Here is a 3,260-nt window from a genome sequence, read left to right on the forward strand (position 1 = left end):
CTGCGGGGCGTTACTCCCTTGGCAGTGGTTTCGGCCCTGACGGCGGCAGCGCAACAAGGCGTTTACATCCGCAATGCTAGGGTACTGGAAAAGCTGGCTCAGGTGGATACTCTGGCCTTTACTCGCGAAAGTTTTCAGGACTTGACTACCCCGTAGCTGCTGGTGAGTTGGGGCATCCCTTATCAGTGCATCTACTTCGCCACCGATGCGGCTGCTGTTGAGGGACTCCAAGAACAGTTGCGCCGCCAAGGTAAGCGGGTGGCTTGGATAACCGACAGTGGTAGTGATTGCTTGGCTGCCCGGGAGGATCAGGTGGTCATTTCTCTAGGGAGAGGGGATTTTGAAGCGGCCGCAGATGTCATCTTGCACAGCCACGATCTCCAGCCCCTTGGCTACACCTTTGCCCTGGCGCAACATACCCTTGCCACTGCCTATGAGAGTTTGGCGATCGCTACTCTGCCCAACCTGTTAGTGGTGGCAGTCGGGGCATTTTGGGGACTCAACCCGGTGGCTGCCGCTGCGATCAACGGCAGTTCAGCCATCCTCGCAGAACATTGGTGAGAAGTTAAGATTATCTGCAATTTGTCAAGCTTATTGTTACAATTCTTATTGTAAGCAGGAAAAGTTTGCCAAGTCTGGGTTTTGACTATTTTTACCTAATGGCGACAGGAGGTGAGTTCTTGCGCTTATAGGGCGATCGCTTACTAGATAGGGGTGATCGCTTGTCTAGATATGGCGTGCCGCTTCGCGGATCCCTTCGGGATCGCTCTTCACCTCGTACAAATAACATAGTGTCGCTCGTGTCCGAACACTTAAAATAGAAGCAATTGATAATATTATTACCAGAGATGAAACGCGCCAAAACCAATCGAGATCATGGGAAGAAACAACATTCACCTCAACCAGAAAATGAAGCGGTTGCCGCTTCCCTCGAAGCTTTATTAACCCCCGCCATACATTCTCAACAAGCCTTTTACCGTCAATTAGGGTTAAGAAATCGTATTCTTAACCTCCCTTTTATGATAGCTGCCGTATTAACTTTGTTGGGTCGAAATGTTCCAGGAGTTCAAGATTTAACTCGTCTGTTAGCCAGAGAAGGGTTTTTATGGATCAAGCCAACGGTGGTCACTCAAAAAGCTATTTCTGAGAGATTTTTGACTTTTCCAGCTATCTTATTTGAGAAAGTTTTAAAAGAATTACTTCCTCAGTTAAGACAAAAATCTCATGAGCGAATCAATCGTCCTTTACCAGAAAGTGTTCAATTTACCCGCTCAATTTTTGCAGAAATTTGGATAGTAGATGGTTCAACACTTGAAGCTTTGTTTCGTAAGTTAAAAAGTCTTGAAGATGTCCCGATTGGAAAATTAGCGGGAAAAATTGGGGTAGTAATTGACCTAGTAACCCGTTTACCCGTCGAGATTTGGTTTAGGAATAATCCTAATAGCTCTGAGGTAAACTTTGAAAAAGACATTCTCAATTTGGTAAAAACAAAGACTTTATTATTACTTGACCGAGGTTTCTATCATTTTTTCTTCTGGCAGCGATTAATCGAGGCAAAAATTGATTTTATTACTCGCCTAAAAAAGGGAGCATCTATCCAAATCGTCAAAGTTTTTAGTGATAGTTACGGATTGCGGGATAAGTTAATTCGGCTAGGCTGTGGCAAGAATAATACTCCGATTCTAACTCTCAGATTAGTGGAAGTTCGCTCAAAAAATATTTGGCATTCCTATCTAACTTCTGTCCTCGATCCTACGGTTTTACCTCCCTATGTAGTAGCTGATTTATATCGACGACGTTGGCGAATTGAAGAAGCTTTTAATACAGTTAAGCGATTACTTGGCTTGAGTTATTTATGGACGGGTTCACTCAATGGTATTCAATTACAAATCTGGGGAACTTGGTTATTTTATGCTGTTTTAGTTGATTTGGGTGATGCCGTTGCCGATGAGTTGGTTCTGCCCTTTGACCGCATTTCTTTAGAGATGATTTATCGGGGTCTTTATCATTTTAATGTCGCCTATCAAAAAGGTTTAGCTACCGATCCAGTTAAGTATTTCGCCTCTCCGAAAAACCAGGATTTAGGAGTTGTCAAAACAAAGCGAAAATCAACAGTCAAGCTGATTGTAGCACCTTTTCCTGACCGGCAACGAAGTAGTCCCCAATTTTTTTTCAATAACCCCTTGACAAATTACACACAAGCTTAACTTCTCACCAATGCTCGCAGAACTGAACAGCCTGCGATCCCCGAAACCTAACCCCTTAGAAAACGGGTTTCTTTGAGAAACCCGTTTTCTGGATTTTCTGAGGAGCAGACCGCACTATCAAAAAATGCTATTATTCTAAATAAATCACGTCAATAAATAAGTAGCTGGTTATAATTAAATTAAAAATCGATTTAAGGTTCGATCCCCCCTGCCCCCCTTGATAAGGGGGGTGCCGATCCCCCCTTAGTCCCCCCTTATTAAGAGGGGTATCTGATAATTTTTAACGCCTACCTACTTATCAATCATGAAGTCTTTTGCTATTCGCTTAGAAAAAAATGGAACAATTAATGTTCCTCAAGCTATCCAAGATAAACTCAATATTTGCGAAGGAGATTTATTAAATTTAATAGAAATTGAGGGTATTATTTTGTTGACTTTACAACAACCCAAAGTCCCTCAACTGTCTGACCAAATTACAACAATTCGAGAAGAAGCCAATGTTACACTAAATGATTTATTACAAGGATTAGACGAAGAAAGGCAAAAAATATACCAAGAAAAACATTAAGATGAAGAGGATTTTTGCTGATTCCAGTATCTTAATTGCCGGTGCAGCTTCTAAAACAGGTGCAAGTCGAGCAGTGCTGACAATGGCTGAAATTGGCTTATTTAAAATACTTATTTCAGAACAAGTATTAGAAGAATGCCAGCGAAATCTTTATAAAAAAATTCCCTTAGCGCTTCCTATTTTCAAGCAACTTATCAGCCAGATAAATCCTGAAATTTTACCGAATCCATATAAACATGACATCAGAAACCGCCAATTATGATGAACCCTGGAAAGAAGCATTAACCGAGTATTTTGAAGCGTTTTTATGCTTCTTTTTTCCTGAAGTTCACCAACTAATTGATTGGACAAAAATTCCCGAATCCCTGGAAAAAGAACTCAAACGGATTACCGCTTCAGCAAAGACAAAAAAACGTTTCGCTGACAAACTTTATAAGGCTTGGCTACTTGAGGGACAAGAAGTCTGGATTTTGATTCATATTGAA

Annotated in this window: 3 protein-coding genes and 2 pseudogenes; all 5 read left to right on the top strand. The window is 41.6% G+C overall.

The window, feature by feature from the left end:
* A pseudogene (locus PX481_RS03150) lies at positions 1–561 on the top strand (ATPase); the annotation flags it as partial.
* 287 nt (positions 562–848) lie between these two features.
* Positions 849–2,207: an IS4 family transposase gene (locus tag PX481_RS03155; RefSeq protein ID WP_002764098.1), complete on the top strand. Its 1,359-nt coding sequence runs from the start codon at positions 849–851 to the stop codon at positions 2,205–2,207.
* A gap of 304 nt (positions 2,208–2,511) precedes the next feature.
* A complete protein-coding gene (locus PX481_RS03160) occupies positions 2,512–2,775 on the top strand; it encodes an AbrB/MazE/SpoVT family DNA-binding domain-containing protein (protein ID WP_002764252.1) in 264 nt (87 codons plus the stop codon).
* A gap of 1 nt (position 2,776) precedes the next feature.
* Positions 2,777–3,037, top strand: a complete 261-nt coding sequence (locus tag PX481_RS03165; RefSeq protein ID WP_004159736.1) for a PIN domain-containing protein — start codon at positions 2,777–2,779, stop codon at positions 3,035–3,037.
* A pseudogene (locus PX481_RS03170) lies at positions 3,012–3,260 on the top strand (hypothetical protein); the annotation flags it as partial. The gene PX481_RS03165 and the pseudogene PX481_RS03170, both read left to right, overlap by 26 nt.

This window comes from Microcystis sp. M53603_WE2 (assembly GCF_030065435.1).